General features: G+C 65.0%; 26 protein-coding genes. 13 read left to right on the top strand and 13 right to left on the bottom strand.

The window, feature by feature from the left end; all coding sequences use genetic code 11:
• Positions 1-4: 4 nt before the first annotated feature.
• The 6 genes from moaB to KVT37_RS13230 form a co-directional block, all read right to left on the bottom strand.
• Entirely contained in the window at positions 5-565 is a 561-nt protein-coding gene (gene moaB / locus KVT37_RS13205; protein WP_217573498.1) for a molybdenum cofactor biosynthesis protein B, read from the bottom strand.
• Positions 552-1,448 carry a 4-(cytidine 5'-diphospho)-2-C-methyl-D-erythritol kinase gene (locus KVT37_RS13210; protein WP_217573877.1) on the bottom strand — a complete coding sequence of 299 codons (897 nt, stop codon included), beginning with the start codon at positions 1,446-1,448 and terminating at the stop codon, positions 552-554. Before KVT37_RS13210 ends, moaB begins: the two co-directional genes overlap by 14 nt.
• A gap of 22 nt (positions 1,449-1,470) precedes the next feature.
• Positions 1,471-1,656 (bottom strand): membrane protein, encoded by a 186-nt coding sequence (locus KVT37_RS13215; protein WP_027164591.1) that lies wholly within the window; start codon positions 1,654-1,656, stop codon positions 1,471-1,473.
• Between the two features lie 86 nt (positions 1,657-1,742).
• The gene (locus KVT37_RS13220; protein ID WP_217573500.1) at positions 1,743-2,600 is read right to left on the bottom strand and encodes a S49 family peptidase; all 858 of its coding nucleotides are present in this window, start codon (positions 2,598-2,600) and stop codon (positions 1,743-1,745) included.
• 110 nt (positions 2,601-2,710) lie between these two features.
• On the bottom strand, positions 2,711-3,508 hold the full coding sequence (locus KVT37_RS13225; protein ID WP_217573502.1) for a tRNA1(Val) (adenine(37)-N6)-methyltransferase: 798 nt from the start codon (positions 3,506-3,508) through the stop codon (positions 2,711-2,713).
• Entirely contained in the window at positions 3,508-3,732 is a 225-nt protein-coding gene (locus tag KVT37_RS13230; protein WP_027164594.1) for a DUF2007 domain-containing protein, read from the bottom strand. The genes KVT37_RS13225 and KVT37_RS13230 overlap by 1 nt, the downstream gene beginning before the upstream one ends.
• A gap of 178 nt (positions 3,733-3,910) precedes the next feature.
• Between KVT37_RS13230 and KVT37_RS13235 the strand changes: the two genes are divergently transcribed.
• From KVT37_RS13235 to KVT37_RS13255, 5 genes are all read left to right on the top strand, one after another.
• Positions 3,911-4,924: a polyprenyl synthetase family protein gene (locus KVT37_RS13235; protein ID WP_217573879.1), complete on the top strand. Its 1,014-nt coding sequence runs from the start codon at positions 3,911-3,913 to the stop codon at positions 4,922-4,924.
• Between the two features lie 105 nt (positions 4,925-5,029).
• Positions 5,030-5,695, top strand: a complete 666-nt coding sequence (locus KVT37_RS13240; RefSeq protein ID WP_217573504.1) for a GntR family transcriptional regulator — start codon at positions 5,030-5,032, stop codon at positions 5,693-5,695.
• A 308-nt stretch (positions 5,696-6,003) separates the two neighbouring features.
• Positions 6,004-6,597: a biotin transporter BioY gene (locus tag KVT37_RS13245; protein ID WP_217573506.1), complete on the top strand. Its 594-nt coding sequence runs from the start codon at positions 6,004-6,006 to the stop codon at positions 6,595-6,597.
• 33 nt (positions 6,598-6,630) lie between these two features.
• Complete coding sequence (locus KVT37_RS13250) at positions 6,631-7,047, top strand: DUF1284 domain-containing protein (protein ID WP_217573508.1); 417 nt, start codon at positions 6,631-6,633, stop codon at positions 7,045-7,047.
• Positions 7,048-7,242: 195 nt separating this feature from the next.
• Complete coding sequence (locus KVT37_RS13255; RefSeq protein ID WP_217573510.1) at positions 7,243-9,018, top strand: tetratricopeptide repeat protein; 1,776 nt, start codon at positions 7,243-7,245, stop codon at positions 9,016-9,018.
• Between the two features lie 51 nt (positions 9,019-9,069).
• On the opposite strand, the gene KVT37_RS13260 is transcribed toward KVT37_RS13255, so the two are convergent.
• Complete coding sequence (locus KVT37_RS13260) at positions 9,070-9,531, bottom strand: GNAT family N-acetyltransferase (RefSeq protein WP_217573512.1); 462 nt, start codon at positions 9,529-9,531, stop codon at positions 9,070-9,072.
• 194 nt (positions 9,532-9,725) lie between these two features.
• Between KVT37_RS13260 and KVT37_RS13265 the strand changes: the two genes are divergently transcribed.
• Positions 9,726-10,649: a glycine--tRNA ligase subunit alpha gene (locus tag KVT37_RS13265; protein WP_217573882.1), complete on the top strand. Its 924-nt coding sequence runs from the start codon at positions 9,726-9,728 to the stop codon at positions 10,647-10,649.
• Here the strand turns inward: KVT37_RS13265 and KVT37_RS13270 are convergent.
• Complete coding sequence (locus tag KVT37_RS13270; RefSeq protein WP_254633996.1) at positions 10,646-10,822, bottom strand: hypothetical protein; 177 nt, start codon at positions 10,820-10,822, stop codon at positions 10,646-10,648. The two genes, KVT37_RS13265 and KVT37_RS13270, sit on opposite strands and share 4 nt — an antisense overlap.
• A gap of 258 nt (positions 10,823-11,080) precedes the next feature.
• Between KVT37_RS13270 and glyS the strand changes: the two genes are divergently transcribed.
• Together glyS and KVT37_RS13280 are read left to right on the top strand one after the other, a co-directional pair.
• A complete protein-coding gene (gene glyS, locus KVT37_RS13275) occupies positions 11,081-13,555 on the top strand; it encodes a glycine--tRNA ligase subunit beta (RefSeq protein ID WP_217573523.1) in 2,475 nt (824 codons plus the stop codon).
• Positions 13,556-13,822: 267 nt separating this feature from the next.
• Positions 13,823-14,185, top strand: coding sequence for an ATPase (locus KVT37_RS13280; RefSeq protein WP_217573525.1), 363 nt, complete (start codon positions 13,823-13,825; stop codon positions 14,183-14,185).
• 161 nt (positions 14,186-14,346) lie between these two features.
• On the opposite strand, the gene KVT37_RS13285 is transcribed toward KVT37_RS13280, so the two are convergent.
• Positions 14,347-14,736, bottom strand: coding sequence for a hypothetical protein (locus tag KVT37_RS13285; protein ID WP_217573527.1), 390 nt, complete (start codon positions 14,734-14,736; stop codon positions 14,347-14,349).
• 101 nt (positions 14,737-14,837) lie between these two features.
• A complete protein-coding gene (locus KVT37_RS13290) occupies positions 14,838-15,347 on the bottom strand; it encodes a hypothetical protein (RefSeq protein WP_217573529.1) in 510 nt (169 codons plus the stop codon).
• Between the two features lie 174 nt (positions 15,348-15,521).
• On the opposite strand from KVT37_RS13290, the gene KVT37_RS13295 reads away from it, so the two are divergent.
• The 3 genes from KVT37_RS13295 (at position 15,522) to KVT37_RS13305 (ending at position 18,686) form a co-directional block, all read left to right on the top strand.
• Complete coding sequence (locus KVT37_RS13295) at positions 15,522-16,484, top strand: L-threonylcarbamoyladenylate synthase (RefSeq protein WP_217573531.1); 963 nt, start codon at positions 15,522-15,524, stop codon at positions 16,482-16,484.
• 19 nt (positions 16,485-16,503) lie between these two features.
• Complete coding sequence (locus tag KVT37_RS13300; protein WP_217573533.1) at positions 16,504-17,934, top strand: FAD-binding oxidoreductase; 1,431 nt, start codon at positions 16,504-16,506, stop codon at positions 17,932-17,934.
• Between the two features lie 185 nt (positions 17,935-18,119).
• Positions 18,120-18,686: a DUF6101 family protein gene (locus tag KVT37_RS13305; RefSeq protein WP_217573535.1), complete on the top strand. Its 567-nt coding sequence runs from the start codon at positions 18,120-18,122 to the stop codon at positions 18,684-18,686.
• 205 nt (positions 18,687-18,891) lie between these two features.
• Here KVT37_RS13305 and ubiA read toward each other — a convergent pair whose 3' ends face one another.
• Together ubiA and KVT37_RS13315 are read right to left on the bottom strand one after the other, a co-directional pair.
• Positions 18,892-19,875: a 4-hydroxybenzoate octaprenyltransferase gene (gene ubiA / locus KVT37_RS13310; protein WP_217573884.1), complete on the bottom strand. Its 984-nt coding sequence runs from the start codon at positions 19,873-19,875 to the stop codon at positions 18,892-18,894.
• 51 nt (positions 19,876-19,926) lie between these two features.
• Complete coding sequence (locus KVT37_RS13315) at positions 19,927-20,838, bottom strand: LysR family transcriptional regulator (protein WP_217573537.1); 912 nt, start codon at positions 20,836-20,838, stop codon at positions 19,927-19,929.
• A 90-nt stretch (positions 20,839-20,928) separates the two neighbouring features.
• Between KVT37_RS13315 and KVT37_RS13320 the strand changes: the two genes are divergently transcribed.
• Both KVT37_RS13320 and purD read left to right on the top strand, forming a co-directional pair.
• Positions 20,929-21,723, top strand: a complete 795-nt coding sequence (locus KVT37_RS13320; RefSeq protein WP_217573539.1) for a phytanoyl-CoA dioxygenase family protein — start codon at positions 20,929-20,931, stop codon at positions 21,721-21,723.
• 164 nt (positions 21,724-21,887) lie between these two features.
• A complete protein-coding gene (gene purD / locus KVT37_RS13325; RefSeq protein WP_217573541.1) occupies positions 21,888-23,168 on the top strand; it encodes a phosphoribosylamine--glycine ligase in 1,281 nt (426 codons plus the stop codon).
• Here the strand turns inward: purD and KVT37_RS13330 are convergent.
• Positions 23,165-24,535, bottom strand: a complete 1,371-nt coding sequence (locus KVT37_RS13330) for an alpha-glucosidase/alpha-galactosidase (RefSeq protein WP_217573543.1) — start codon at positions 24,533-24,535, stop codon at positions 23,165-23,167. The two genes, purD and KVT37_RS13330, sit on opposite strands and share 4 nt — an antisense overlap.
• Between the last annotated feature and the right edge of the window lie 12 nt (positions 24,536-24,547).

The following is a 24,547-nucleotide window of genomic DNA, read 5'->3' on the forward strand; positions in this document are numbered from 1 at the left end:
TGGTTCAGGGCGGCGGGGCTTTTTCACCGCGCCGAAGATGCTCGTCCAGTCGCGGCATGATCTCGACGAAGTTGCAGGGCATGTGGCGGTAGTCGAGTTGCGCCTTGATGATGCCGTCCCAGGCGTCCTTGCAGGCGCCGGGCGAGCCCGGCAGCACGAAGACGAAGGTGGCGTTGACGACGCCGCCGGTCGCCCGGCTCTGGATCGTCGAGGTGCCGATCTTGTCGTAGGAGATGCGGTGGAAGACCTCGGAAAAGCCGTCCATGCGCTTTTCGAAGATCGGCTCCAGCGCCTCCGGCGTCACGTCGCGGCCGGTGAAGCCGGTGCCGCCGGTGGTGATCACGACATCGATGTTCTCGTCCTTCGACCAGCCGAGCACTTTGTCGCGGATCTTGTCGCGGTCGTCGGTCACGATATCGCGCGCGGCAAGGGTGTGGCCGGCTTCGATGATGCGGTCGGCCAGCGTCTGGCCGGACTTGTCGTCGGCAAGGCTGCGCGTATCGGAGACGGTCAGCACCGCGATGCGCACCGGGATGAAGGGCCGGCTCTCGTCAATCCTGGCCATCGCTGACCTCCATGCTGCGCGTCGCGGCGACGAACCAGTCGGGGTGGCGGCTGCGGATCTCGATCGCCGCGCGCTTGGCGACATTGCCGGTTTCGAACAGGCCGAAGCAGGTGGCGCCGGAGCCGGACATGCGCATGAAGGCGGCGTCGGCACGCTTGAGCGCCTTCAGCGCTTCGCCGATCGCCGGCTCGATCGATCGGGCAGGCGCCTCGAGATCGTTGCGCGTCGTCTCCAGCCAGTTGCGGATGGCGTGGAAGTCGAGGCGCTTCGGCAGCGGCGGCAGCGCCTCGTTGTCGCGCCGGGAGAGCGCCTTGAACACGTCCGGCGTCGAGACGGCGACGCCCGGATTGACCAGAACCAGGCCGAGCGCCGGAAACGCAGGTAGCGGCGACAACTCATCGCCGATGCCGCGCGCGACCAGCGGCTTGCCCTTGAGGCACATCGGCAGGTCGGCGCCGAGCGAAAGCCCGATCCGCGCCAGCGAAGTGTCGTCGATAGCGAGCTTCCAGAGCCGCGCCAGGGCGTTGAGCGCGGCCGCCGCGTCGCTGGACCCGCCGCCGATGCCCGAGGCGACCGGCAGGTTCTTCTCCAGCCGGATGGCAACGGGCGGCGTATGCTGCGCGCCGGCTTCCCGACGCAGCGCATCGCGCGCCTTCACCACCAGATTGCCGCCGTCGAGCGGCAGGCCGGCGGCATAACGGCCGGACACCGAGAATTGGTCGTGCTCCGCCGGCTCGATCTCGAGCCGGTCGCCGAAGCGGGTGAAGACGGCAAGGCTGTCGATGAGGTGATAACCGTCGGCGCGCTGTCCGGTGACATGCAGCGCCAGATTGATCTTGGCAGGCGCAAGCCACGTCCGGACCTCTGTGCCGGGCTCCGCAATGTCGGCTGCTGGCGAGATGGCTTCAGTCCTTGGCGAGACGATATTCGCCGGTCTTCGGATCCTTGACCAGCGTGCCCATCGTGCCGTTCGCCGCCTGTTTCTCGGTGCGCCGGATCTTGGCCGTCACGCGCTCGGCCTCACGCACGAAAGCGCGGTAGCCAAAATAAGCGGCGGCGCCGACAACAGCGAAGAAAATGATCTGCGGCATCTCAAGAACTCCTCCCGCGCTTCCTCGCGGCAAGGCCGGCCGTACGGGTCGGTCAAGCGGTCATGCTATCCGCAATCATGGCTTTTTCAAAGCCCGAAGCGCGCCCACAGCGCGCGCTCTTCCGCCGCATCGAGGATCCCGCCGGCCGCGGCCTGCGCGATATCGGGTGCCGAGAAACGCGAGCCGAACAGGCCGAAACGGCCGAACAGACCGCGCGGCGCGGTGATCAGCTTGAGCTGCGTCTTGTCGCCGAAACGCGTCCTGAGCACGCTGCGCATATCGCCCAGCGCATCGACAAGGCCGAGCTCGAGGCCTTTCTTGGCGGTCCAGAACAGGCCGGTGAATAGGTCCGGATCATCCTTGAGCTTGCTGCCGCGCCGCTCCTTGACGAGGTCGATGAAGGTCTCGTGCACTTCGAGCTGCAGCGTCTTCAGCCGCTCGACGTCTTCCTTCTTCTCGGGCTTGAACGGATCGAGCACCGCCTTGTTCTGCCCGGCGGTATGGACGCGCCGCTCGACGCCGATCTTCTTCATCAGCTCGGGAAAGCCGAACGAGGCGGAAACCACGCCGATCGAGCCGACGATCGACGACGGATCGGCGAAGATCTCGTCGCCGGCGACCGCGATCATGTAGCCTCCGGAAGCCGCAACATCCTCGACGAAGACCAGAACCTTCTTGTTCTTTTCCGCCGCCAGATCGCGGATACGCTTGAAGATCAGCCGCGACTGCACCGGCGAGCCGCCCGGCGAATTGATCGAGATGGCAACCGCCGGCGCGTCGAAACCGAACGCCTTTTCGATCAGGCCGGCCGTCGAGGCAAGCGACAGGCTCGGCCGGAACTGGCCGCCGCCGGCCATGATGGCACCTTGCAGCCGGACGACCGGAATGGTGACGACTGTGGAGCGCCAGGATTTCGGCAGCAGGCGGTTGAAGAGGCGTTTCACGAACGAGTGTCTCCGGTCAATTTTGCAGGAGAAAGATAAGAACTCATCTTTGCTCCCGGGCATGTAAGGAACGCGCCAGCCAACGGCAATGCCGCATCGCCGACCCCGGATCAATCGCCGAACAGCGATGAGAGCCCGTTATTGATCATTTCCGTCCGCTCCGTCGGTTCGTTGCCGGATGGTCCGTGCAGGGTGAGCGGCGGGCGGATCGACAGTTTTCCGCGCGCGCCGAGCGCCGCCCTGACGACGATGCGGATCGCCGCCGCGTCAGGACGCGGATGCACGGTGAGCATCTCCGCATCGCCGAAGCGCCCTTCCATCGCATCGAGAATGGCGACCAGCTGCTCGGGCCTTGCAATGATGGCCAGCCCGCCGCGTGGCCTGACGACGGCGGCCGCGCTCCTGATCCAGCGCTCGAACAGCCCATCTTCCGTCACATGCGCCTGCCGGCGCAGCGCGTCCGGCGTCGAGCGATCCTCGGCGGCGTTGAATGGCGGGTTCATGATGACGAAGTCGAAGGAATTGTCGCCAAGCCCGGCTTCGGTGCGCGCCCGGCCGGAAAGCGTCACGTCGGCCGTCAGCACCGCGGCGCGGTCGCCGAGATGCGCATTGCCGGGATGCGAAAGCGTGGCGGCGGCGAACCCGGCCATTTCGGCCGAGCGCTCGACCAGCACGGCCCGCGCCGACGGACAGCGCGACAGCACGGCGAGGGCGGCGCCGCCGGCGCCGGCGCCGAAATCGGCGAGCCGCCCGGAAAAACCCGACGGCACCGCGGCGGCCAGCATCATGGCGTCCATGCCGGCGCGGTGACCGCCCCGGCTCGGCTGCACCAGCCAGAAGCGTCCGCGATGGAAGGCATCGACCGTATGCGCCGGCGTATCCGGGACGGGGGCGGGGCTGACTGCCATTATTTCTTGCGGATCTCGTTCTCGATGCCGGCATCCTTGAGGATCCGGCGCGCGGCATCGACCTTCTCGGCGTCGACCATCACCCGCCGGGGCAGGATGCCGAGCGAGCCGTCGAGCACGCTCATATTCTGGTCGGCGACGAAACAGGCGATGCCGGCATCGCGCATCAGCGATTCGACAAAGGAGATGACGACGGCGTCGTTGGTGCGGACAAGCTCGATCATGGAACGAAAATCGCAGGTTGCGGCGTTCGTGTAAACGTGCGGGTGGACACACCGTCGGCCAAGCCGCGCCAATTCGCCTCTTGCCGTGCCCGGTTGTACCGCCCTAGAGTCGATGTGGGATTAAGGGTGCCGTCGTGCGCGTTAACTCGTGCGCGTTTGATAGACGGGAGTGATCGTGGTGGGTGTCGTTCTGAACATCGAAGGCAAGCGGGAACCCGCTTCCATCAAGGATCTCATCGATCTGACGGCAGCCGATATGGGCCGCGTCAACGAGCTGATCCTGTACAAGGCCGGCTCCGACGTCGAGATGATTCCGGAGATCGCCAACCACCTGATCTCCTCCGGCGGCAAGCGTCTGCGGCCCATGCTGACCCTCGCCGCGGCGCAGATGTTCGGCTATTCGGGCGAAGGCCATGTCAAGCTCGCGACCGCCGTCGAATTCATGCACACGGCGACGCTTCTGCATGACGACGTGGTCGACGAAAGCGCGCTGCGGCGCGGCAAGAAGACGGCGCGCATGATCTGGGGCAACCAGGCAAGCGTCCTGGTCGGCGATTTCCTGCTCGGCCAGGCTTTCCGCATGATGGTCGAAGTCGGCTCGCTGGAAGCCCTCGACATCCTGTCGGCCGCCGCCTCCATCATCGCCGAGGGCGAGGTGATGCAGCTTGCCGCGGCGAAAAACCTTGAAACCACCGAGGACGAGCATTTCGCCGTCATCAAGGCCAAGACCGCGGCGCTGTTTTCGGCCGCCGCCGAAGTCGGCCCCGTCATCGCCCAGGCCTCGCGCACCGATCGCGCGGCGTTGCGTTCGTACGGCATGAATCTCGGCCTTGCCTTCCAGCTCATCGACGATGCGCTGGACTATGGCGGCTCCAGCAAGGACCTCGGCAAGAATGTCGGCGACGATTTCCGCGAGGGCAAGGTGACGCTGCCGGTGATCCTCGCCTACCGGCGCGGCACCAAGGCCGAGCGCACCTTCTGGAAGCGCGCCATCGAGGATAACGTCACCGACGATGCCGGGCTGGAAAAGGCGATCGGCCTGATGGCCCGCCACGGCGCCATCGCCGACACGATCGGCCGCGCGCGCCATTTCGGCGAGATCGCCCGCGATGCGCTGGCGCCGCTTGAGGCCACGCCGCAGAAGTCGGCCCTGATCGACGTCATCGATTTCTGCATCAGTCGCGTCAACTGAGCCTGCTGGCCCCCTGCGCCTGCCTGGCTGACGCCGGGCAGGGCGCTTGTGAATCCCGGTCCGGCCGTCTCGACAAAGGGCGGCCCGGCAAATTATCTATAAAATATGGCCAGCACAGAAGACACGATCGCCGTCCGCATCAGCAAGGAACTGGCGGACCGCATCATTTCGGGCGCGATCGAGCCCGGCTCGCGGCTGCGCCAGGACCATGTCGCCGAGGAATTCAACACCAGCCATGTCCCGGTGCGCGAGGCTTTTCGCCGCCTGGAGGCTCAAGGGTTGGCGATCAGCGAACCGCGCCGCGGCGTGCGCGTCGCCTCCTTCGATCTCGGCGAGGTCAGGGAAGTGGCCGAGATGCGGGCTGCGCTCGAAGTGCTGGCGCTGCGCCATGCCGCGCCGCACCTGACCGCGTCGATCCTGGAGAAGGCCGAGGAAGCGACCAAGGCCGGCGACAAATCCCGCGACGTCCGCTCCTGGGAGGAGGCCAACCGTACCTTTCACCGCCTGATCCTGTCGCCCTGCAACATGCCGCGCCTGCTCTCCACCATCGACGACCTGCATGCGGCGAGCGCCCGTTTCCTGTTCGCGGCCTGGCGTTCGGAGTGGGAAACCCGCACCGACCAGGATCACCGCGCCATCCTCAGCGCGCTGCGGCAAGGCAACACCGAATCGGCCGCCGCGACCCTCGGCCGCCACGTGCAATGGATCGGTCAGAAACCGGTCAAGACCGCCTCCGGCAAGACCCGCGACGCCTTCGCCATCGTGGGGTGATGCTGGCTCAACCTCCACGCCGTCGTCATTCCAGGGCGGAGCAAGGAGCGAAGCGACACGCGCAGACCCTGGAATCCATGCCGTTACGTCGGAGCCTTGCAGCGGTGCAGAACGACCTTTGTTCTGCCCCGCTTTTGCCTTCGACCAAGGTCACGGCATGGATCCTAGGGTCTACGCGACGCCGCTTCGCGGCTGCTTCGCCCTAGGATGACGAAGCTGCGGGCTTGCCATCTCCGCGAAAATATGGATTCGATAATAGATGAAGTTCAAAAATTATCTATAATTTCACACGAGCCAGGGAAGACACCGTGACCAACGCAACCGTTTCGACCTACAAGCCCTCCTTCAGCCCCTTGCGGCTGCACAGCCGTTCGCTCGCCTGGCAGATCGGCGCCGTCGTTCTCGGCTCGCTGTTCCTGGCGCTGTCCTCCTACATCGAGGTGCCGATGGTGCCGGTGCCGGTGACCATGCAGACCTTCGCCGTCACATTGGTCGGCGCGCTCTATGGTTGGCGCTTCGGCGCGCTCACCATCGCCGCCTGGCTGGTTGAAGGCGCGGCAGGCTTTCCGGTGCTGGCTGGCGGGGCAGCCGGCCTGCAGCATTTCGTCGGCCCGACCGGCGGCTATCTCTTCTCGTTCCCGGTCGTCGGCGCCGTCGTCGGCTGGCTGGCCGAGCGCGGCTGGAACGGCAACCGCGTCCTGCTTGCCTTCGCCGCCATGCTGATCGGCAACCTGCTTTGCCTGGTTCTCGGCACGGCCTGGCTTGCCGTCATGATCGGCACCGAGAAGGCCATCACCTTCGGCTTTACGCCTTTCATCGTCGGCGGCCTGCTCAAGTCGGCGCTGGGCGCTGCGACGCTGAAGCTGTTTTCGGGCAACAGCCGGCCGGCCAATCCTCAGTAAGCTGCCAGGCAAACAACCGATCCCCGACACCAGATGACCGTCAGGCTGCGCGCCCATCATCTGCTTTGCCTGCTGACCTATGTCGGCAAGGGCTACTCGCCGGCCTTCACCGCCAATTACGACGTTGTGGTGAAGCGCCTGGCAGGCGGCGAGGACATCCTGATCGTTTCCGGCCCGGACGACATCTGCGCCCCGCTGCTGGACGAGTCCGAGCCGCACTGCCTGGGTGAAAGCGCAGCCGGGCGGGACGCCGTCGCGGCGCAGGACGTCGCCGCTCTTCTCGGCCGGCCGCTCCTGGCCGGCGCCAGGCTCGAGCTCGATGCCTCGACCCTCGTGCGGATGCGCGAGGCATTTTCATCCGGCCTGACGCGCAAGGCGTGCCCGGGCTGCGAGTGGTTTGAGCTATGTGGCGCGGTCGCCGCCGGCGGCTTTCACGGAACACGCCTTTAGACCGCTTCTGTCGAAATTCGGCCGCCGATCCGCATATTTTCGCTCACTGGCATCGTTTGTTAAGCGGGATGATTGGATTGTGATTCGCTTGCCGATTGAAGCCTGACCGCAAAAAGGCCATGCTTTGACCGGAAAAGTTCGAGTCTGTGGGGCGGTCCTTCAAGGGCGGGATCGCATCTGGCTGAAAGGGATACGATGCGGCAAGGACGTGCACGCTGGCTGACGAGGCTGGCATTTTTGACCGGAGTGGCGCTTTGGGTGCTGCCGGTGCAGGCCAAGGAAGAAGCCAAGCCGCTGCAGATCACGTCTTTCTCGGGCGCCTATCTTGCGGCCCATATCGCCGAAACCGACAACGATCTCGACGACGCGATCGCCTATTACAAGCAAGCGCTGGCCTTTGCGCCGGATGATAAGGAACTGCAGCAGAGCCTGATGCTGGCGCTGGTCTCGCAGGGCCGTTTCGAGGAATCGCTGGTCTATGCCGACAAGCTGAAGGAAGTGGCCGACGTCGAGCGCTTCTCGCGCCTGGCGCTGGCGGTCGATTCTTTCCACAAGAAGGACTACACCAAGGCGCAGTACTGGCTGAAGCTGTCGCTTGAATCCGACCTCGACCGGCTGCTCTCCGGCGTCATGGACGGCTGGGCCAAGGACGGCGCCGGCAACGCGTCCGAGGCCATGGACGCCATCGACAAGTTGAAGGGACCCGATTGGTTCGGCCTGTTCAAGTCGTTCCACCGCGCGCTGATCGCCGATGCCGCCGGCCTTAACGACAAGGCCGATGAGATCTATGCCGCGACCATGGCCGACACCGCCGCCGGCGGCTCCGCGCCAGAAACCTGGATGCGCAACGCCCAGGCTTATGCCTCGTTCCTCGCCCGCAAGGGCGACAAGTCGAAGGCGCTGGCGGTGTTGAACCAGGCCGAGGCCTTTGCGCCGGGCAAGCTCGAAATCACCACGCTGCGCGACCGCATCGCCAAGGGCGACAAGATCGAGCCGCTGGTCGCCAGCCCGGCCGACGGCGCGTCCGAAATCCTGCTCGACCTTGCCACCGCGCTCAACCGCGGCGGCGGCGAGCCGTTCGTGCGGCTTTACCTGCAATACGCGCTGGCGCTGAAGCCGGACAGCGATGCCGCCCTTGTGCAGCTCGCCGCCGTTGCCGAGCAACTGAAGGACGGCGAAAGTGCAGTCGCGCTCTACCGCCGCATTCCGGCGTCCTCGCCGCTGAAAGAGCTCTCCGACCTGCAGATCGGGCTCAACCTTGCCGATCTCGACAAGCATGACGAGGCGATTTCCCACCTCAAGGCCTATCTCGACAAGCATCCGGACGACATGCGCGCCTATCTGGCGCTTGGCGGCGTCTATGGCTCGAAGGAAGATTTCCGCTCGGCCGCCAATCTCTACGACAAGGCCGTCGAGCAGCTGAAGACGCCGACCGCCGCTAACTGGAACATCTTCTACCAGCGCGGCATCGCCTATGAGCGGCTGAAGGAATGGCCGAAGGCGGAACCCAATTTCCTCAAGGCGCTGGAACTGCAGCCCGACCAGCCACAGGTCATGAACTATCTCGGCTATTCCTGGGTCGACATGAACATGAAGCTCAAGGAAGGCCTGGCGATGATCCAGAAGGCCGTGGATCTGCGGCCGAACGACGGCTACATCGTCGATTCGCTGGGCTGGGCCTATTTCCGCCTCAACCGCTTCGACGACTCCGTGCGCGAGATGGAGCGCGCCGTCTCGCTGAAGCCGGAGGACCCGGTGCTCAACGACCATCTGGGCGACGCCTATTGGCGGGTCGGCCGCAAGCTCGAGGCCACCTATCAGTGGACCCAGGCGCGCGACCTGAAGCCCGATCCGGACGTTCTGGCCACCCTGCAGCAGAAGCTGCTCAAGGGCCTGCCGCCGATCGAATCCAGCACCGCGCAGGAAACCCCGAAAGTGAAGCCGGACCCGACGCCCGCGCCGAAGGGCTGAGCGTCGCAATATTGATTTTTCTGGCGGGGTCCTTCGGGACCCCGCGGCATTTCAGAACATCTTCCGATAGACGACGAAGCCGGATCGATCGCCGATGCGATCGTAAAGCTGCATGGCGGTGTGGTTCGTCTCATGCGTCAGCCAGTAGACGCGGTTCGCGCCCGCTTGGCCGGCGCGGTCGTAGACGCCTTCGATCAGTGCCCGGCCGACGCCCTGGCCGCGCGCGGCCTGCGTGGTGAAGAGGTCCTGCAGGTAGCAGCTCGGCGCGATCGACGTCGTCGAGCGATGGTAGAGATAGTGGACGAGGCCGAGCAGGTTGCCCTCGCGCTCGGCCACCAGCGCATGCACCGGCTCATAGGCGTCGAAGAAACGTGACCAGGTCATCTGCGTGATCTCGCCGGCAAGCGCCGTCGGGCCGGAACGCCCGTAAAACGCGTTGTAGCCGTCCCACAACGGCAGCCATTGCTCGTAATCCTGCCTTGTGACGGGTCGGACGGTGAGTTGGCCGGACATGGCTGAACCTTCGTTGTTGTGACGCTCGCCGGAGCAAAGGATCACCGCCGCGCGCCGGCAATGGGCCAGCCGGCCGCAAAGCGTTCAACCTCGCCGGATGTGGCCCGCCGCCTTGACGCTTGCCGGCCCGGCAACTAGGGAAGCGTCATCCTGCGCTTGCCGAGGCCGCCGTGACCATCGAGATTCCCGCCCATATGCATCCCAGCCGCTCCTTCCAGGGGCTGATCCTGACCTTGCACAATTACTGGGCGGACTATGGTTGCCTCATCCTGCAGCCTTACGACATGGAAGTCGGCGCCGGCACCTTCCATCCGGCGACCACCTTGCGGGCGCTCGGTCCGTTGCGCTGGAACGCCGCTTACGTGCAGCCCTCGCGCCGCCCGAAGGACGGCCGCTATGGCGAAAACCCGAACCGCCTGCAGCATTATTACCAGTATCAGGTGATCCTGAAGCCCAATCCGCCGAACCTGCAGGAGCTCTATCTCGGCTCGCTGGAAGCCATCGGCGTCGATCCGCTGCTGCATGACATCCGCTTCGTCGAGGACGACTGGGAGAGCCCGACGCTGGGCGCCTGGGGCCTCGGCTGGGAGTGCTGGTGCGACGGCATGGAAGTGTCGCAGTTCACCTATTTCCAGCAGGTCTGCGGCATCGAATGCGCGCCGGTGGCGGGCGAGCTCACCTACGGGCTGGAGCGGCTCGCCATGTATGTGCAGGGCGTCGACAACGTCTACGACCTAAACTTCAACGGCCGCGAGGGCGCTGAAAAAGTCACTTACGGCGACGTCTTCCTGCAGGCCGAGCAGGAATATTCGCGCCACAATTTCGAATTCGCCAACACTTCGATGCTGTTGAGACACTTCGAGGACGCCGAGGCCGAGTGCAAGGCGCTACTCGATGCCGGCACGCCGAAGCCGAGCGACAATCTGGCGATGCACCGCATGGTCTTCCCGGCCTATGACCAGTGCATCAAGGCAAGCCATGTCTTCAACCTGCTCGACGCGCGCGGCGTGATCTCTGTCACCGAGCGCCAGAGCTACATCCTGCGCGTACGCAATCTGGCCAAAGCATGTGGCGAAGCGTTCCTGAAGACGCGGGCGGGCGGGCTGGCAGCGGCTTAAGCCGACAGGGCTTTCACGGTCTCGGTGGTGGCGCCGACCGGCAATACGATCTGCGCCGTCGCGCCATCGATCGTGCGCATGGCCTGCCTCACGCCCGGCATCGCGATCGCGCCATGCATCTGCGCGGCGAAGCAGGCGCTGAGCGCCAGGATCTGCAGGGTTCTCGATGCCATCTTCATCGTCGTTCAGCCAATAGGTCTCTGCCTGAGCGTGTGTCGCTTCAGCGCCGTGTTCGGTTCATGGGAAATTCTGCTCCAAGGACGGGCGACCCCGCGCCGTCCCGACAGCGGCTCGAAAAATTCCGCGAAATCGATCAACCAGGCGATCTGCTAGCGGGGTGACAGCGGCCGGCCGAGTTGCTATTTCCCGCGCATTCGTTACGGCGCTGCGCGCCGACCCTCCCCATCGAGGGGAGGGTGAGGAGCTTACCAATGCCTGACCTGCTTCTAGAACTTCGCTCGGAAGAGATCCCCGCCCGCATGCAGCGCAAAGCTGCCGGCGACCTCAGGAAGATGCTGACCGACGGTCTGGTCGAGGCGGGCCTCACCTATGAGGCGGCGCGCGAATATTGGACGCCGCGGCGCCTGGCGCTGGACATCCGCGGCCTGACCGCGCGCTCCAAGGATATCCGCGAGGAGATCAAGGGTCCCTCGACCACGGCGCCCGAGCAGGCCGTGCAGGGCTTCCTGCGCAAGGCCGGCCTGTCATCGATCGCCGAGGCGCATGTCCATTCCGACCCGAAGAAGGGCGACTTCTACGTCGCCCACATCTCGAAGCCGGGCCGGGCGGCGGAGGACATTATCGCCGAGCTGGTGCCGGGCATCATCAAGAGCTTCCCCTGGCCGAAATCGATGCGCTGGGGGCCGGCCTCGGCCAAGCCCGGCTCGCTGCGCTGGGTGCGGCCGCTGCAGTCGATTGTCTGCACCTTCGGCCCGGAAACCGAGGAGCCGGTGGTGGTCGATTTCGAGATCGACGGCATCCGCTCGGGCAACGTCACCTTTGGCCATCGATTTCACGCGCCGGGCGCCATCACCGTGCGCCGCTTCGACGACTACGTGTCGAAGCTCGAGGCTGCCCGGGTCGTCCTCGATGCCGACCGGCGCAAGGAGATCATCCTTGCCGACGCCCGCAACATCGCCTTCGCCAACGGCCTCGACCTGGTCGAGGACGAAGGCCTGTTGGAGGAGGTCTCCGGCCTGGTCGAATGGCCGGTCGTGCTGATGGGCGAGTTCGAGCGCGATTTCCTCACCATTCCGGGCGAGGTCATCCGGCTCACCATCCGCGCCAACCAGAAGTGTTTCGTCACCCGGCCGCAGAGCGCGGGCGAAGACCTTTCGAACCGCTTCATCCTCATTGCCAATATCGAGGCAAAGGATGGCGGCAGGGAGATCGCGCGCGGCAACGGCAAGGTGGTGCGCGCCCGTCTCTCCGACGCGCTGTATTTCTGGAAGACCGACCAGGGCGACCTGCCGGACCTCGACCAGCTCGCAGGATCGGCGGAAAAGTTCGGCCTCGATTTGAAGAAGCCGCTCGACCAGCGCATGGCGCGGCTTGATCATCTGAACGTGACCTTCCACGCCAAGCTCGGCACGCAAGGGCAGCGCGTTGAGCGTATCAAGCGGCTGGCCGGGGAACTGGCGCCGGTCGTCGGCGCCGACAGCGCGCTGGTTGCTCGCGCCGCCGTGCTCGCCAAGGCCGATCTTCAGACCGAGGTGGTCGGCGAGTTCCCCGAATTGCAGGGCGCCATGGGCCGCAAATACGCGCTGCTGCAGGGCGAGGATGCGTCGGTCGCGGCCGCCGCCGAGGAGCATTACAAGCCGCAAGGTCCCTCCGACCGCGTGCCGACCGATCCGGTCTCGGTTGCCGTTGCGCTCGCCGATAAGCTCGACACGCTCACCGGCTTCTGGGCGATCGACGAAAAGCCCACCGGCAGCAAGGATCCGTTCGCGCTTCGCCGAGCCGCGCTTGGGGTAATCAGGATACTGGTCGAGAACAATGTGCGGGCGTCGATCGCTCAAGCCGCTCAACGAGCCAATAGGTATGCTTCAGAACAGTTGTTCCACAGCGGAGCGGCAATGTTGGAAGGCGACATGGATACGGTTGACGGCGAGACGGAATATTTCCTGTATTCCCTTCGTGATCAGCACTCGCCGAACGATGAAGAAACAGCAATCCAGATTATTGATGAGGATGGCTGCTTTTTGCCCAATGGTTCGGAACGGCGAGGCTTTCGTGAATATGGTTCCGACCTCCTGGCGTTCTTCCACGACCGGCTGAAGGTTTATCTGCGTGAAAGCGGTGCAAGGCACGACCTAATTGATGCTGTGTTGTCGGCCGGTTCGCGCCCGATCTCCCCCCTTGTGGGGGAGATGTCGGCGAAGCCGACAGAGGGGGGCGCTGTCCCGCCAGCCTCTCATTCCGTCGCGCCCCCCTCTGCCCTGCCGGGCATCTCCCCCACAAGGGGGGAGATCGGCCAATCGCCGAACGACGACCTGCTGCAGATCGTCCGCCGCGTCGAGGCGTTGGGCTCCCTGCTCGACACCGAGGATGGCAAGAACCTGCTCGCTGGCACCAAGCGTGCGGCCAACATCCTGGCGGCGGAAGAGAAGAAGAAAACGCTCGTCGCCGAGACCGTTGAGCCGGCTCTGTTCCGCGAGGATGCGGAAAAGATGCTCTATGCCGCGGTGAATCACGCCGAGAAGGAAGCCGGCCAAGCAATTAAAAACGAAGATTTTTCCGCCGCCATGCTGGCGCTTAGCGTGTTGCGCGAACCGGTTGATTCATTCTTTGAAGGCGTTCTTGTGAATGATGAGGACCAGGCCGTGCGCGCCAACCGCCTGGCGCTGCTTGCCCGCATCCGCGCGGCGACCGATCAGGTCGCGGATTTTTCAAAAATCGTCGGCTGATGGCTCGAAAAATCGCACATTTGGACCTGTCTGCATCCGCTACGATGCGGGCAGGCTTGAACAATTTGGCGCCCGAAATTTAATGCGCCGGAGCCGGCTTACAGTCATATGACGATGACCTCCACGTGGGAGAACTAATGCATGTCGCCCCGGAAAGCGCGCAGCGGTTCCGGGACAGCGACATGCATCAAACAGACGTGAAGCACGCCGCCTGAATCCGCTTCAGCGCAACGTGCTCCAACGTTCCCCAAACCACGGAGGCATGCCATGAATTCCGTCGACGATATGGACTTGATTGAAGAAACCCCGGCCGCCGCCGAGGCCACCGAATCCGCTTCCGAAAACGTCCTCGATCACGCCGCCGCCGCGGCTGTCGAAGCCGCCGATCCGTCCGACGATGACGAGGAAGATGGCGACGACGAAGACAGCGAAGACGAAGACGGCGACGAGGAAACCACTGCATCGGCCGACGACGAGTCGGACGATGAGGATGAAGACGGCGACGACGAGGATGAAGACGACGCCGACGAAGAAGCCAAGGCCTCGGGCGATGACGAATCCGACGACGAGGATGAAGACGCCGAGGACGAAGACGAGTCCGACGATGACGACAAGGAAGAGGCGGCCTGAGCCGTTTCCCGTCGTCTGAAAAATACGGGGCGGCGCGTCAGGCGCCGCCCTTTTCGTCAGCGTTTCAGTCTTCCGGGAAGATTGACCCGTCAATCTTCAAGAAGCTGACTTTGTCAGTCTTCAAGAAGCTGACTTCGTCAGTCTTCGAGAAGTTGACCTCGTCAATCTTCCACGATGCTCACCCGCACGCTGTCGGAATAGACATCCACCTCGATCAGCGGCTCACCGTTGACGATGGCGCGCCGCGTCGCGCTGCTCATGGCGCCGCCGCGTTCGAGCATGCGCTGCAGGTCGGCGCGCGAGCCGTCGCTGCGGAACCATTCGTCGCCCTGGTCATCGCTGTCGCGCCGGTGGAACTTATGCCAGTTGGCGCGGTCCTGCCGCACCATCTGCGCCGCGCTGCTCAGCGGATAGCCGTCGCTGGCGCGATGGTCGCGATCGGAAATCCGCGCCACGTAAGAGCCGAGCATGTCGTCGGCAAGCGCCGGGCCTGCACCCAGCGCTGTTGCCGCCATCAGGCCGGCAATGGCGATTGCTTTCGAAACAGTCATGAAACCCCCTTTGAAATGCCAGTGCCATCGTGCCCGCTCCGGATGACGGAAATCGGACAGAGCTCACGCGCCTAGCATAGAGGGGCGACGTTCAATGTGAACTACATCGCCTTGCCGACGCGCGGCGGTGGCGTGGTGGTGGTTTGAGGCTGCGCCTGGGTCTGTGCGCCGGCCTGCGCGGTCGCGCCCGGCTGGCTGGTGGTTTTGCCGTTGCCGTTCGAAGCCGAGGCGGTGCCGTTGGCGGGCGTTGCCGGCGAAGTGCCGTTGGCCGGCGCGGTGGCCGCGGGTGTCGCGGGCTTGGCCGCCGCGGTTGCCGTGGGCGCTGCAAAGGCGCCTCCGACAATGCCGCCGCGGATGATCATCGGGGCCAGCTGGTGGTGCCCGGACGTTTCCGGAATTGCCGCGACTTTTTCGTCGGTGACGGCGGGAATCGGGTCGCCCAGCGCTATCACCGACGGCGCCGTCGCCGCGGACAACTTGGCCGGCTCGATCGCATTCAGCCTGATCACCGACGGCGTCGAGGTCGAAGGGCCAAGCACGAGGATCGACGAAGCATGCGCGATGCCGTTCATGGCCAAAAGGCCGATACCGAACGCTCCAAGCAAACGCATCACAACAACTCCCCAGCCCGCAACCACACCAAACCCGCACCTTAGGGCCGGCACGTTGAAGCCGGCTTGCGCGGAACCTTAACATTTTAGGGATTGATAAATCGCCAATGGCCGCACTTGCCCGAGAGAAGCGGCCGTATTACGGGACCGGCATGTTCAGGATTGGTGGCGCATTTGGCTGAGATATTGGCGGTCGGAGAGGCTCTGGAGCAGGCTTTGGCGCTGCTCGAAGGCGGCGACGTCGTCGCCATCCCGACCGAGACGGTTTATGGCCTCGCCGGCGATGCCACCAACGGCGTCGCCGTGGCGCGCATTTTCGAGGCCAAGGGCCGGCCGCGCTTCAATCCGCTGATCGCCCATGTCGCCGATCGCGCCATGGCCGACCGCATTGCCGTTTTCGATCCGCTGTCGGCAAGGCTCGCCGGAGCGTTCTGGCCCGGTCCGCTGACGCTGGTCCTGCCGCACCGCGCCGACAGCGGCATCCATCCGCTGGTCACCGCGGGGCTGGACACCATCGCGCTGCGCATGCCGAGGGGCTTCGGGGGTGAACTGATCGCGCGGCTCGGCCGGCCGCTCGCCGCCCCCAGCGCCAATTCCTCAGGCCGGATCAGCGGCACCACGGCTGGCGCGGTCGCCGCCGATCTCGGCGACAGGATCAGGCTGGTCGTCGATGGCGGCGCAACGCCCGTCGGTCTGGAATCGACCATTCTCAAGGTCGAACACGGCGAGCTGCGGCTGCTCAGGCCAGGCGGCATCGGCGCCGAAGAGATCGAGGCGGTGGCGGGGGCGAAACTGCTGCGCGGCGCCGCCGGCATCGAGGCACCGGGCATGCTCGCCTCGCATTACGCGCCGGGTGCCCTGATGCGGCTGAACGTCGAGAAGGTTGCCGGCGGCGAGGCGCTGCTTGCCTTCGGCCGCAGCCGCGCCGAAGGCTGGCAAGATGCGGCGGCCATCCGCAATCTGTCTGAAACCGGCGACCTGCGCGAGGCGGCCAGCAATCTCTTCGCCTTCATGCAGGCGCTCGACCGCGTCGGCGCCGCGACCATCGCCGTCGAGCCGATCCCGTTCGAGGGACTGGGCGAAGCGATCAACGACCGGCTCGCCCGCGCCGCCGCGCCGCGTGACAAGATCGTCTGATCGCCATAGATTTTCGCTCATGGATCAGCCCTTCGACCTCGACCCTGCCGTCATAGATCGCTTCGCCGCCATCGTGGGTGACAAATACGCACTGCGCGACCAGGCCGACATCGCGCCTTACATCACCGAGCGACGAGGCCTCTGGCATGGCCGCACATCCCTGGTGCTGAGACCAGGCAGCGTCGAGGAAGTGAGCCGCATCATGCGGCTGGCGACTGAGACCGGAACGCCGGTCGTGCCGCAGAGCGGCAACACCGGGCTGGTCGGTGCCCAGGTGCCCGACAGATCCGGTCACGACATCGTGCTGTCGCTATCGCGGCTGAACCGCATCCGCGAGATCGATGTCCTGTCGAACACGGTCACCGTCGAGGCCGGCGTCATCCTGCAGACGCTGCAGGAAGCCGCCGACGCCGCCGACCGGCTGTTTCCGCTGTCGCTCGCCGCGCAAGGCTCCTGCCAGATCGGCGGCAATCTTTCCTCAAATGCCGGCGGCACCGGCGTGCTCGCCTATGGCAATGCGCGCGAGCTCTGCCTCGGCGTCGAGGTGGTGCTGCCGACCGGCGAGGTGTTCGACGACCTGCGCAAGCTGAAGAAGGACAACACCGGCTACGATCTGAAGAACCTCTTCGTCGGTGCCGAAGGCACGCTTGGCGTCGTCACCGCCGCGGTGCTTAAACTATTCCCGAAGCCGAAGGGCAGGGAGGTCGCCTTTGCCGGCCTGCCGTCGTCCCCGAAAGACGCGCTGTCGCTGTTCACCCTGGCGATGGACCGGGCCGGCGCTTCGCTCACCGCTTTCGAGCTGATCGCCAGAAGGCCTTACGATTTCACGCTGAAGCATGGCCAAGGCATCACGCGGCCGCTGGCCGATGACTGGCCCTGGTATGTCCTGATGCAGGTTTCTTCCGGCCGTTCCGAGGAGGACGGCAAGGCGCTGATCGAGGAGATCCTTGCGGCCGGGCTCGAGCAGGGCATCGTCGGCGACGCCGTGGTGTCGGCAAGCCTGGCCCAGGGCGACGCCTTCTGGAATTTCCGCGAGACGCTGCCCGAATGCCAGAAGCCGGAGGGCGCCTCGATCAAGCATGATATCTCGGTGCCGATCGCCTCGATCCCCGACTTCATCGAAAAGGCGGCCGGCGTGGTGGAGGCCGTCTGCCCAGGCGCGCGCGTCGTCTGCTTCGGCCATATGGGCGACGGCAATCTGCACTACAACATCTCGCGTCCCGTCGATTGGCAGGACGAGGCGTTCCTCGACCTCTACCATCCCATGAACAAGGCCGTGCACGACGTCGTGCGCTCCTTCCATGGCTCGATCTCGGCCGAACACGGCATCGGCCAGTTGAAGCGCGACGAGCTCATAGCCACGGCGCCGCCGATGGCGATCGACCTGATGCGCCGGGTGAAGGCGGCATTCGATCCGGCCGGCATCATGAATCCCGGTAAGGTTATCTGATCCTTCCTAAATCTGGTGGTCGGTCGCATTCCGATAACCATCCGTGAGATCAGCAAAATTTAACCGAACTTCTTAAGCGCGACGGTAAGAAGCGAGCGCTAATGTTTCTTCCCATAACGAGGCCGGAAAAACCGGCCCTGAGAGAACCGGAAAACGGCCCTCAGGAATAACAGGGAAGACATTCGATGAACACTGGACTGAAGCCAGTCTGGGCCGGGCGCAACATGCGTCTCGACCCGTTTCGCCTGCCGCAGATGGTGAGCTATGCCACCCGCGACGATTATGGCGATGTCACCTTCACCATCGACCAGCGTGGCGCCGTCATCCGCCGCATGCTGGAGATGAGCGGCGTGCCGGCGATCATCGCGCTGCCCGCCAAGGCGTTCCGCGGCGTCGCCGCCCGCGCCATGGAAGACCCGGACGGCAACGTCACGGTGACGCTGGAACTTCTGCACAATGACCCGATGCTGTCGGTGCCGCTGCTGGTCGCCGACGATCTGGAAGATGTCGCCGCCGACTGGCGCGCCTGGGCCGATGCCTATCGCCTGCCGATGCTTCTGATCGAAGCCGACGGCATCGCCCGCACGCTGGAAGAATCCCTCGGCGTGGCGATCAAGGCGCTACCGCCGCAGGACCGCCGCAAGGGCCGCGTCTCCACCACGCGCCGCCCGCGCTTCCTCGCCCGCCGCAAGGCCGGCAACCTTGGCCTCAGGCTCGTCATCGACGGCCAGGAGATTATTGCAAGGGAGTAGCCGTCGATGACGGCTTTCTTCTCCCCGTCACTATACGGGGAGAAGTGCCCGGCAGGGCGATGAGGGGCAGCGCCGACCTAGGTGTTTGGCCACCTCACAAACCCGATCAGACGCTGTATTGCCGCTGCAAATTTGCCACCAAGGCTGGCGCTGCCCCTCATCCGGCTGCCGCCACCTTCTCCCCGTAGAACGGGGAGAAGGGAGATCAAACCAGCGGCTTCAGCCATATCCACACTGACCCGCCGATCAACCCGAGGAAGATCAGCCAGCCGACCTGGTTGTTCGACTTGAACAGTTTCAGGCATTGGTCCGGATTGTTGATGTCGAGGCGGATGATCTGGCGCGCCATATGCGCGCCGGCGGCGATCAGGCCGGCCAGCGACACCACCGGCACCTGTGCCGAGGCAAAGGCGATGGCGAAGCAGATCAGCGCGCCGCCATAGAGCCCGGTGAGCCACATTTTGGTGTTGTCGCCGAACAGCCGCGCCGTCGAGCGCACGCCGACGATGGCGTCGTCTTCCTTGTCCTGATGCGCATAGATCGTGTCGTAGCCGATCACCCACAGGATCGAGCCGATATAGAGCATGATGGCCGGGTCATCGATGTCGCCGAACTCGACCGCCCAGCCCATCAGCGCGCCCCAGGAGAAGGCTAAGCCCAGCACGAATTGCGGCCAGTTGGTGATGCGCTTCATGAAGGGGTAGACGGCGACGATCGCCAGCGAGGCGATGCCGAGCGGAATGGCGAAGCTGTTGAACTGCAACAGCACGGCCAGGCCTACCAGCGCCTGGATGATGACGAATATCCAGGCCTGGCGGCGCGTCACCTTGCCTGCCGGCAGCGGCCGCGAGCGGGTGCGCTCGACCTGGTTGTCGATGTCCTCGTCGGCGAGGTCGTTATAGGTGCAGCCGGCGCCGCGCATGGCGACGGCGCCGATGAAGAACAAGAGCAGATACCAAGGCGCCGGAAGCAGCGTCAGCAGCGGGTCGGTCGGGCGCGGATAAGCGCCGGCGGCAAGGGCTGCCGACCACCAGCAGGGCCATAACAAGAGCTGCCAGCCGATCGGCCGGTCCCAGCGCGCCAACTGCGCATAGGGCCACAGCCAGCGCGGCAGCACCCGGTAGACCCAATGGCCGCTCGGCGCGTCGGCGACACGGCCCTGGATCGCTTTCGACTGGACGGTTTCCATCACTTTGGAGTGGCAGCAGCGACGGGCGCCGTCAAGCGGTCGCGTTGTCGCTCAGCCGGTGAAAACTTCGTGACTGGCGAACCATGCCTTGGCGACCTCGATGAAGGCCGTGGCCGCCTTGGACAGGCGCTGGCGCGTGTCATGGGTCAGGATGATGCGCTGCATCGGCAGCGGGTCGGAGAGCGGCTTGCAGACCAGCGGCAGGCCGTCATAGCTCATGTCGCCACGCGGCCTAGTGTAGCTGACGGCGACGCCGAAGCCGTTGGCCACCATCGAGCGCTGCAGCTCGAACGAGCTCGTTGTCGCCCGGGCGATCGGCGACAGGCCGCGGCTGAGGAACAGGTCCAGCATGTGCTGCCAGCTGTGCGGCTGGTCGGTGGTGATCAGCGGGTACGTTGCGAGCTCCGCCAGGCTGACGGCATGCTTGTCCGCCAGCACATGGCCGGCAGGCAGAAGTGCGTGCGGCCGCAGTTCATGCAAAAGAATGCGCTTGAAATGCCCGGGCAGGCCGAGATCGTAGGTGAGGCCGAGATCGACGGCGCTGTCGGCCAGGCGCCGCCCCAGCGTGTCGAAGGTCTCGTCGCCGATGACGACGGTGACGGCCGGGCAGCGCTCGGCGAAGGCGCGCATCAGCGCCGGCGCGAAATAGGGCGCCAGATCCTCGAAGCAGCCGAGCACCAGCTCGCCGCCGATATCGGCATCGCGCGATCCGAGCGCCGCCAACTCGTCCGCCTCGCCCAGCACCTGCCTTGCCTTGGCGACGGCCCTGCGGCCGAAGGAGGTCAGCGCAACGCCGCTGCCGCGCTGGCGCACGAAGATTTTCTGGCCAAGCGCGTCCTCGACATGGTCGATCGCCACCGAGATCGATGGCTGCGAGACGTTGAGCGCCGACGCCGCCGCGGTCACGCTGCCATGGCGGGCGACGGCAACGACATAGCGCAATTGGGTGAGCGTGAATTTCATAGGGAAAAACTATAAGTAGGATGAGAAGTTATTATTTTACCCGATATGAGACGGCTGCGATAGTTGGGCATCGCACACAAGGAGAGCGCCATGGCCAGCCCAAAGATCGATGCTTCGACGATTGCCGATTACCAGCGCGATGGCGCGGTCTGCATCCGCGGCGCCTTCAAGGACTGGGTCGAAATCATCGCGGCTGGCATCGAGCGCAACATTGAGAACCGCAGCGCCACGGCCTCCGACATCGCCGGCGGCAAGGGCAGCTTCTTCGACGATTACTGCAACTGGGAGCGCATCCCGGAATTCGTCAAGATCGTCAGGGAATCGCCGGCCGCCGAGCTCGCCGCCGCCGTCATGCAGTCGCGCAGCGCCCAATTCTTCCACGACCACGTGCTGGTCAAGGAGCCAGGTACCCAGAAGCCGACGCCCTGGCACCAGGACATCCCCTATTACTTCGTCGACGGCAGCCAGACGGTGAGCTTCTGGATCCCGATCGATCCGGTGAAGGAGGCGACGCTTCGGCTGATCGCCGGCTCGCACAAATGGGAAAAGATGGTGCTGCCGGTGCGCTGGCTGAACGACGACAATTTCTATGCCGGCGAGGGCGACTACCGGCCGGTGCCCGATCCCGACAACGACCCGTCGATGAAGGTGCTCGAATGGGAGATGGAGCCGGGCGACGCCATCCTCTTCGATTTCCGCACCGCGCATGGCGCGCGCGGCAATCTGACGGCGGCGCGGCGCCGGGCGCTGTCGCTGCGCTGGGTCGGCGACGACGCGCATTATGTCGAGCGCCCCGGCCGCACCTCGCCGCCTTATCCGGGCCACGACATGAAGCCCGGCCAGAAGCTGCGCGAGGACTGGTTCCCGGTAGTCTTTCAGAGCTGAGTCGGCTTTCCGGCCCGGCCGCCTGTGGGACTTGCCTCATCATACCTTGATGAAGGCCATGTTACCGTGCGCAATTGCCGCCAAAATGCCAAGACGCCTTGACCCGTCGCCCGCGGACCAATAGCGGGTTCTCTCGACGGGACGATCGGCAGCAAGAGGTGGCCATGAATGTTCTTCTTCTCGGCTCGGGTGGCCGCGAACATGCGCTCGCCTGGAAGATGGCCGCCTCGCCATTGCTGACCAGGCTCTACGCCTCGCCCGGCAATCCGGGCATCGGCAAGCTCGCCGAACTGGTGAAGCTCGACGTCGCCGATCATTCCGCCGTCGCCGCCTTCTGCCAGGAAAAGAAGATCGATCTGGTCGTCGTCGGCCCGGAAGGTCCGCTGGTGGCCGGCATCGCCGACGATCTGCGCGCCTGGGGCATCCGCGTTTTTGGCCCGTCTAAGGCGGCGGCCCGGCTCGAAGGCTCGAAAGGTTTCACCAAGGACCTTTGCGCCAGGTTCAACATCCCAACCGCCGCCTATGGCCGCTTCGGCGATCTCGCTTCGGCCAAGGCCTATGTCGAGAAAGTCGGCGCGCCGATCGTCATCAAGGCCGACGGGTTGGCCGCCGGCAAAGGCGTCACCATCGCCATGACGCTCGACGAGGCGAATGCCGCGCTGGAAGCCTGTTTCGAAGGCGCTTTCGGCGCGGCCGGCGCCGAGGTCGTGGTCGAGGAATTTCTGACCGGCGAGGAGGCGAGCTTCTTTTGCCTCTGCGACGGCGCGACCGCGCTGCCCTTCGGCACCGCGCAGGACCATAAGCGCGTCGGCGACGGCGATACCGGGCCGAACACCGGTGGCATGGGCGCTTATTCGCCGGCGCCGGTGATGACGCCTGAGATGACCGAGCGCACCATGCGCGAGATCGTCGAGCCGACGATGCGCGGCATGGCCGAGCTCGGCGCGCCCTTCGCCGGCATCCTCTTCGCCGGCCTGATGATCACCGAGAGCGGCCCGAAGCTGATCGAGTACAACACCCGCTTCGGCGATCCCGAATGCCAGGTGCTGATGATGCGGCTGAAGGATGATTTGCTCGTCCTGCTCAACGCCGCCGTCGACGGCCAGCTCGCGCATATGTCGATCCGCTGGAGCGACGCGGCTGCGCTGACCGTTGTGATGGCGGCGCGCGGCTACCCGGGCACGCCGGAAAAGGGCTCGGTCATCCGCGGCCTCGACACGGTGGAAGGCGAGGGCGTCCAGGTCTTCCATGCCGGCACCGCCGTCAATGGCGGCGCGCTGGTCGCCAATGGCGGCCGCGTGCTCAACGTGACGGCAACCGGCAAGACAGTCGGCGAGGCGCAGGCAAAGGCCTACGCGGCGGTCGACCGTATCGACTGGCCGCAGGGCTTCTGCCGACGCGACATCGGCTGGCAGGCGGTTGCGCGCGAGAAGGCCGGGGCCTAAGCCGCGGCGCTCTTGCGGCCTCCACGCGCCCATGCCGGCAGCCAGTCGCCATGCGCGGCAAGCAGATCGTCGACCAGCGACCAGATCTGGTCGAGGTCTAGCTCGGCCGCGGTGTGGGGATCCATCATCGCCGCGTGGTAGATGTGCTCGCGGTTCTCGTTGATCAGCGCCCGCACCGTCAGCTCCTGCACATTGATGTTGGTGCGGATCAGCGCCGTCAGCTGCGGCGGCAGGTCGCCGATATAGGTCGGCTGGATGCCGGAGGCATCGACCAGGCATGGCACTTCGGCGGCGCAGTCGCGGGGCAGCGAGGTGATGCAGCCATTGTTGCGGACATTGCCGTAGATCACCGACGGCTCGCCGGTCCACACCGAGTTCATGATCGAGGAGGCATACTCCCTGGACTCATCGACCTCGATGCGCTGGGCCGAGCGGTAGGCTTGCGCCTGATCCTTCCAGCGCTCGATCTGCTCGATGCAGCGCTTGGGGTATTCGTCGAGCGGGATGCCGTATTTCTCGATCAGATCGGGGCGGCCCTCCTTGATGAAATAGGGCGTGTATTCGGCGAAATGCTCAGAGCTCTCGGTGACGAAATAGCCGAGCCGGGTCAGCATCTCGTAGCGCACCTTGTTCGGGCAGCGCGGGTTCCAGCCAGGCTTCGGCGCGCGGCCTTCGCGATAGGCGCGCACGAGATCGGGATAGAGGTCGCGATAGGAGCCGTCCGCCTGCCGGTGCTCGAACTTGAGATAGAAGGCCATGTGGTTGATGCCGGCCGAGCGGTAGCGGATCTCCTCATAGGGGAGGTCGAGATCGTGCGCCAATTCCATCGCCGTACCCTGCACCGAATGGCAGAGCCCGACCTGCTTGATCGTGGGGTATTTCTCGGCGATCGCCCAGGTGTTGATCGCCATCGGGTTCACATATTGCAGCATGATCGCCTCGGGGCAGACGGCGAGCATGTCCTCGCAAATCTTCCACAGATGCGGCACGGTCCTTAAGCCGCGCATGATGCCGCCGACGCCCAGCGTGTCGGCGATGGTCTGGCGCAGCCCGTATTTCTTCGGCACCTCGAAATCGGTGACAGTGCAGGGTTCATAGCCGCCGATCTGGAAGGCGACGACGACGAAGTCGGCGCCCGCCAACGCCTTGCGCTGGTCGGAATAGGTCTCGGCCTTTGCCTTGACCCCGAGCGTTGCGATCAGCTTGTTGACGACGACGGCGCTCTCTTCCAGCCGCTGCGGGTTGATGTCCATCAAAGCGATCGTCGCACCCGACAGCGCCGGCCGCTGCAGCACGTCGCCGACAATATTCTTCATGAACACCGTCGAGCCGGCGCCGATGAACGTGATCCTGGGATTTCTAGCCACTGTAAGCCTCCG

It is taken from the genome of Mesorhizobium sp. GbtcB19 (genome assembly GCF_019091085.1).
GTDB lineage: Bacteria > Pseudomonadota > Alphaproteobacteria > Rhizobiales > Rhizobiaceae > Mesorhizobium.

What these genes read in the sequence shown, in the direction of transcription:
- moaB (WP_217573498.1), bottom strand. Translation starts at nt 565, where the DNA reads ATGGCCAGGATTGACGAGAGCCGGCCCTTCATCCCGGTGCGCATCGCG.
- KVT37_RS13215 (WP_027164591.1), bottom strand. Translation starts at nt 1,656, where the DNA reads ATGCCGCAGATCATTTTCTTCGCTGTTGTCGGCGCCGCCGCTTATTTT.
- KVT37_RS13225 (WP_217573502.1), bottom strand. Translation starts at nt 3,508, where the DNA reads ATGGCAGTCAGCCCCGCCCCCGTCCCGGATACGCCGGCGCATACGGTC.
- KVT37_RS13230 (WP_027164594.1), bottom strand. Translation starts at nt 3,732, where the DNA reads ATGATCGAGCTTGTCCGCACCAACGACGCCGTCGTCATCTCCTTTGTC.
- KVT37_RS13240 (WP_217573504.1), top strand. Translation starts at nt 5,030, where the DNA reads ATGGCCAGCACAGAAGACACGATCGCCGTCCGCATCAGCAAGGAACTG.
- KVT37_RS13250 (WP_217573508.1), top strand. Translation starts at nt 6,631, where the DNA reads ATGACCGTCAGGCTGCGCGCCCATCATCTGCTTTGCCTGCTGACCTAT.
- KVT37_RS13255 (WP_217573510.1), top strand. Translation starts at nt 7,243, where the DNA reads ATGCGGCAAGGACGTGCACGCTGGCTGACGAGGCTGGCATTTTTGACC.
- KVT37_RS13260 (WP_217573512.1), bottom strand. Translation starts at nt 9,531, where the DNA reads ATGTCCGGCCAACTCACCGTCCGACCCGTCACAAGGCAGGATTACGAG.
- KVT37_RS13265 (WP_217573882.1), top strand. Translation starts at nt 9,726, where the DNA reads ATGCATCCCAGCCGCTCCTTCCAGGGGCTGATCCTGACCTTGCACAAT.
- KVT37_RS13270 (WP_254633996.1), bottom strand. Translation starts at nt 10,822, where the DNA reads ATGGCATCGAGAACCCTGCAGATCCTGGCGCTCAGCGCCTGCTTCGCC.
- glyS (WP_217573523.1), top strand. Translation starts at nt 11,081, where the DNA reads ATGCCTGACCTGCTTCTAGAACTTCGCTCGGAAGAGATCCCCGCCCGC.
- KVT37_RS13280 (WP_217573525.1), top strand. Translation starts at nt 13,823, where the DNA reads ATGAATTCCGTCGACGATATGGACTTGATTGAAGAAACCCCGGCCGCC.
- KVT37_RS13285 (WP_217573527.1), bottom strand. Translation starts at nt 14,736, where the DNA reads ATGACTGTTTCGAAAGCAATCGCCATTGCCGGCCTGATGGCGGCAACA.
- KVT37_RS13290 (WP_217573529.1), bottom strand. Translation starts at nt 15,347, where the DNA reads ATGCGTTTGCTTGGAGCGTTCGGTATCGGCCTTTTGGCCATGAACGGC.
- KVT37_RS13300 (WP_217573533.1), top strand. Translation starts at nt 16,504, where the DNA reads ATGGATCAGCCCTTCGACCTCGACCCTGCCGTCATAGATCGCTTCGCC.
- KVT37_RS13305 (WP_217573535.1), top strand. Translation starts at nt 18,120, where the DNA reads ATGAACACTGGACTGAAGCCAGTCTGGGCCGGGCGCAACATGCGTCTC.
- ubiA (WP_217573884.1), bottom strand. Translation starts at nt 19,875, where the DNA reads ATGGAAACCGTCCAGTCGAAAGCGATCCAGGGCCGTGTCGCCGACGCG.
- KVT37_RS13315 (WP_217573537.1), bottom strand. Translation starts at nt 20,838, where the DNA reads ATGAAATTCACGCTCACCCAATTGCGCTATGTCGTTGCCGTCGCCCGC.
- KVT37_RS13320 (WP_217573539.1), top strand. Translation starts at nt 20,929, where the DNA reads ATGGCCAGCCCAAAGATCGATGCTTCGACGATTGCCGATTACCAGCGC.
- purD (WP_217573541.1), top strand. Translation starts at nt 21,888, where the DNA reads ATGAATGTTCTTCTTCTCGGCTCGGGTGGCCGCGAACATGCGCTCGCC.